General features: G+C 66.0%; 4 protein-coding genes. All 4 read left to right on the top strand.

Features of this window, described 5'->3' with window-relative positions:
- Positions 1-499: 499 nt before the first annotated feature.
- Positions 500-1,864 (top strand): MFS transporter, encoded by a 1,365-nt coding sequence (locus ACVWY0_RS22040; protein WP_485838592.1) that lies wholly within the window; start codon positions 500-502, stop codon positions 1,862-1,864.
- A complete protein-coding gene (locus ACVWY0_RS22035; protein ID WP_485838591.1) occupies positions 1,861-2,664 on the top strand; it encodes a putative hydro-lyase in 804 nt (267 codons plus the stop codon). Before ACVWY0_RS22040 ends, ACVWY0_RS22035 begins: the two co-directional genes overlap by 4 nt.
- Positions 2,665-2,946: 282 nt before the next feature.
- A complete protein-coding gene (locus tag ACVWY0_RS22030) occupies positions 2,947-4,122 on the top strand; it encodes a response regulator (RefSeq protein ID WP_485838590.1) in 1,176 nt (391 codons plus the stop codon).
- A gap of 288 nt (positions 4,123-4,410) precedes the next feature.
- Positions 4,411-4,671, top strand: a complete 261-nt coding sequence (locus ACVWY0_RS22025) for a GPP34 family phosphoprotein (protein WP_485838593.1) — start codon at positions 4,411-4,413, stop codon at positions 4,669-4,671.
- The last annotated feature ends 223 nt before the right edge of the window (positions 4,672-4,894 follow it).

The raw sequence follows: 4,894 nt of genomic DNA, 5'->3' as shown, positions 1-4,894 counted from the left end.
CTGATCGCGCCGCCATCAGAGTGTGAAAACTGTTCCAGTGTCCGAGTTTCACGCGGTTGGCGGGCAACGCCTCTATCGGTGCTGGTGAGAGTCGGGGGGGGGGGGGGGGGGGGGGGGCCCCCCCCCCCCCCCCCCCCCCCCCCCGCGGGGGGGGGGGGGGGGGGCCCCCCCCGCGGCCCCCCGCTTCCCTGCCGTCGAAGTAGCCCAACGCCCGGCTCCTCCTGCGATGCCCCGTGCCCTCAACTCCGGACCTGCCGGCGGCGTCTGAATCCCATGAACCCCTTGACGGTGTGATCTGTGTCGCGTAGCTTGTTCAACAAGAGGATTGTTCAACAATCCAACGATCGCCGCTATTCCGACTTCCGCAGCCATCCTGACGGCAAGCCGCCCAGCCGCCCAAATGTCCCACCCTGCAACGCCGCAGGCGAGGACAGAAGCGGGCACCAGCACCATCCATCCCGCACTCGGATGACATCGACTCTCTTCATGGAGGATTAACATGGCCACTCCCCAAGCAATGGCCCCCGTTGACGCAAAGCCCCCTGTGGCGCGCAAGGACATGTACAAGGCATTCGCGGCCAGCCTGACCGGAACCGCGCTGGAGTTCTACGACTTCGCCGTCTACTCCGCGGCCGCTGCGATCGTCTTCCCGCTTATCTTCTTCCCGGCCTCGGACCCCGTCACGGGTACCCTGCTGGCCTTCTCCACCTACGCCGTCGGCTACATTTCCCGTCCCGTTGGCGGCATCATCTTCGGCCGGCTCGGGGACGAGATCGGCCGCAAGAAGATCCTGGTCATTACGCTGATGCTGATCGGCGTGGCCACCTTCCTCATCGGCCTGCTGCCCACGTATGACAACATCGGCCTCATCGCCCCCGCCATCCTCGTGTTCCTCCGCTTCGCCCAGGGCGTTGGCGTCGGCGGCGAATGGGGCGGCGCGGTGCTGCTCTCCAGCGAATTCGGCGACCCGAACAAGCGCGGATTCTGGGCCTCTGCCGCACAGATCGGCCCGCCCGCCGGCAACCTCATGGCCAACGGCGCACTCGCCGTCCTCACCCTGACCCTGTCCGAAGAAGACTTCCTGAGCTTCGGCTGGCGCATCGCGTTCCTGATCTCCGCGCTGCTGGTGGCCTTCGGCCTCTGGATCCGGCTCAAGCTCGAGGACACCCCCATCTTCAAGGCCATGGAAGCCCGTGGAGACAAGCCCAAGGCCCCCATCCGCGAGGTGCTGGCCACCCAGCGCCGGCCCCTCATCGCCGCCATGCTCAGCCGCATCGGCCCGGACGTTCTGTACGCCATGTGCACCGTCTTCACGCTCACTTACGGCATCCAGGAGCTCGGCTTCGACCGCGGCCAGGTTCTCGTAGCCGTCCTGATCGGGTCAGCCCTCCAAATCTTCACCATGCCCCTCGCCGGAGCCATCTCAGACCGCATCAACCGCCGCCTGGTCTACGCAATCGCCGCAGTTGGCGCCGCCGTCTGGGCCTACCTGTTCTTCATCGTCCTCGAAGGACGGTCCCCGGTCATGCTGGTCGTGGGCATCGTGCTGGGCCTGCTCTGCCACTCGTTTATGTACGGACCCCAGGCAGCGTTCGTCGTCGAGCAGTTCTCGCCGCGGCTCCGCTCCACCGGCAGCTCACTGGCCTACACGTTCGCCGGAATCATCGGCGGCGCCATCGCCCCGTTTATGTTCACCCTCCTGCTGAGCACCTATGACAGCTGGGTCCCGGTGGCCGTCTACCTCAGCGTCGCCTGCCTGCTGACCTTGGTGGGCCTGGCCCTGGGCCGCGATTCCAACGTTGCCGAGGATGAGGAATACCTGCAGTCCGGGCAGGCGGCGGCTGAACTTGTGGGGTCCAAGTGAGCCAGCCACACGCCCTCCTGGCCCCCGCCGACGCACGCCTGAAGTTCCGCAACGGCCTGGTGACCCCCACCTCCGGCTGGAGCGACGGTTACACCCAGGCGAACCTGATAGCGGTGACGTCCGATTATGCCGATGAATTCATCGAATTCTGCCGGCTGAACCCCAAAGCCTGCCCCGTCATCGACATCATTCCGGCGGGACAGTATGAAAGCGCCCTGGCGCCCGGCTCCGATATCCGCACCGATATCCCCGCCTACCGCGTCTGGCAAGACGGAGTGCTCACCGCCGAGGTCCCGGACGTCGCCGCTGTGTGGCGTGACGACATGGTGGGTGTCCTCATCGGCTGCAGCTTCACCTTTGAAGCGGCGCTAGCCGCGGCGGGGATCCCGCTGCGGCACACCGAAACCGGCCGCAACGTGCCCATGTACCGCTCAAACGTCCAGTGCACTCCCGCCGGACGGATCCACGGCCCCATGGTGGTCTCCATGCGTCCGATGCTGCCCGAGCTGGTTGAAACCGCCATCAGGGTCACGTCGGAAGTGCCGAAGGTCCACGGCAGCCCGGTCCACGTCGGGTCACCGGAGGATCTGGGCATTGCCGACCTCAACCGCCCCGACTTCGGGGATGCGGTGGAGATCCGGCCAGGGGAGGTGCCGGTTTTCTGGGCCTGCGGCGTGACACCGCAGAGCGCAGTGATGGCATCCAAGCCCTCCTTCGCCATCAGCCACGCTCCCGGGCACATGTTCATCACTGATGTTCCGGAAAGCACCTACCGGGAACCGGCGGGAGAGCCATCGTGAAGCGGAGACTTCCCGTAGCCGAGAAGCGGGCCCGCCGTGTCATCAACCTGTCGGTGCCACGCCAGCAGGCCTCCCGGCAAGCAAAGCCAATGCCAGGGTCGCCCGGTGGGCAGTTTCGGAGCAGCACAGACTGTAGGGGCAACAAACGCAAGCGGACGACGGCGGGACCTCCCGCCGTCGTCCGCTCGCCGTTGCGATCCCTACCAGCCTGTTCCGTGGGACGATAGATCCAGCGGACCGATGGTGGGCTGGCTTCGTGACGACAAGTGGCCGGGGGCCCCCATGGCAGTTGATTCGAACTGGAGTGCGCCGGGAGGGCTGGACCGCCCCGACGTGGACGCCGCGAAGATTTCCGGACTGCTGGGCAACTCCGGGGCCGCCATGACGGTGCTGGTTGTCGACGACGACGAAGGGTCCCTGCTCGTGGCGAAGGCCGCCGTCGAGAAATCCGGGCATGAGTGCATCGTGGCCGCGGACGGCGACACGGCGTGGCAGCTCTACCTGAAGCGGCGTCCCCAGGTGGTGGTCAGCGACCTGATGATGCCCGGGCTCGACGGGTTTGACCTGTGCCGGGCGATCCGGGCCGCGGAAACAAGCTCCTATACGTACGTTGTACTGCTGACCTCGCACGGCGCCCAAGAGGACGTGCTGGAAGGCATGAGGGCCGGGGCGGACGACTACGTGAGCAAGCCGTTGGACCCCTTCGTCCTGCACACCCGCCTGCTGGCTGCCCGGCGGGTCACCGCACTCCATGGTGTCCTGGCCGACGCCCTGGATGAAGCCAAGGACAGCAATGAACGGCTCGCTGAATTCACCGGCAGGGTCAGCCACGACCTCCGCAATCCGCTGACCTCCATCCTGGGCTACGTCGAGCTGGGTGCCACGGACGCAGAATCGGGCCAGACAGGGGAGGCCGCAGAGTACCTGGAAATCGTGGGCAGCAGCGCGCGGAGGATGCTGTCCATGGTGGAGGAGCTGCTTGAGTTCGCGTCCATCGGCGGTTCGCTGTCCAGGTCCCGGCTGTCGCTGGCAAGCATGGTGAAGGAAGTCGCCGATGACCTGAGCCTGGGCCTGCGGGAAGCCGGTGCGGTGGTGCAGTGCGAGGACTTTGATTTCGACGCTGACGAAAGCCAGATGAGGGTGGCACTGCAGAACCTGATCCAGAACGCGGTGGCGTACCGCCGTCCGGAAGTTCCCCCGGTTGTCAGCGTCACCGGGCAGGAAGCCGGAGCCGGCGCCGTGGTGCGGGTGGAGGACAACGGCAAGGGAATCGGCGCGGGGGACCGGCGCCGGGTGGTTGAACCGCTGGTCCGCCTGCACCGGGAAGGCGACCCTGCCGGCACGGGGCTGGGCCTGGCCACGTGTGCCAGGATCGCTGCCGCCCACGGGGGACGGCTGGAGATCTCTCCCAGCCCCAGCGGCGGGACCACCGTCAGCGTTTACCTCGGGGCGCCGTAACGCAGGGATAAGCCCGCTGAACGGTCCCTTCCGGAGGAAAAGCGGCCCGTTCGACAAGCTCACTTTTTGCTTTGGTTGGCCGAGCTGGACCTGACCGGTGCGATCGAGCTGCAGGGGAAGCGTGTCAGGGCTACCGGTGCCACCCGCAAACGGATTTCCAGCACGAGCTCGAACTCATCCGTGGCAAATCCCGGCCCCACACTCCCAAGGGGTGGGTCTCCATGCTGGAGGGTCGCGCCGAAGTCCAGCGTGTCTACGAGGGGATGGGGTCACTAAGCGTGGTGGAACATTTCCACGCCGTCCGATCCCGAGGCGCCTGATTCCACGGCGCGCGCTCCCGGGACGCCCGCTCCGGCCAAGCCTCATGCCAAGACACACGATGCCAGGACCCTAGCGCTGATTGCCCTGTTTCACGCGGCCGGACTGTTCGGCCAGCTCTTCCCGGACGCAGACAGAGTCCGGGCAGATGAGCTGGCCAAGGACTACTGGCCAGCCCGTGCGGTGGAGGACGAACTTCGTATGATCAGAGGGGAGTGGCACCCAACGTAAGCGGACGACGGCGGGAAGTCCCGCCGTCGTCCGTTCAAGTTACTGCGGTGCAGCGGTCTGCTCGACCGTCCTGGAACCGTAACCGGCTAGGTGCGTGGGTCAGAAATGACGGGCCGTAATTCTTAAAACTGTGATCTCTCAAGACATCGGTGACAGTTCTGCCTCAGGACACTGGTGACAGTTGATGTCTCAGCACATCGGTGACAGTTCCTTTCGAAAGACG

It is taken from the genome of Arthrobacter sp. UYNi723, assembly GCF_054057635.1.
Note: the sequence above shows the minus strand (reverse complement) of the source record. Positions and strands in the feature narration are given on the sequence as shown.

What these genes read in the sequence shown, in the direction of transcription:
- ACVWY0_RS22040 (WP_485838592.1), top strand. Translation starts at nt 500, where the DNA reads ATGGCCACTCCCCAAGCAATGGCCCCCGTTGACGCAAAGCCCCCTGTG.
- ACVWY0_RS22030 (WP_485838590.1), top strand. Translation starts at nt 2,947, where the DNA reads ATGGCAGTTGATTCGAACTGGAGTGCGCCGGGAGGGCTGGACCGCCCC.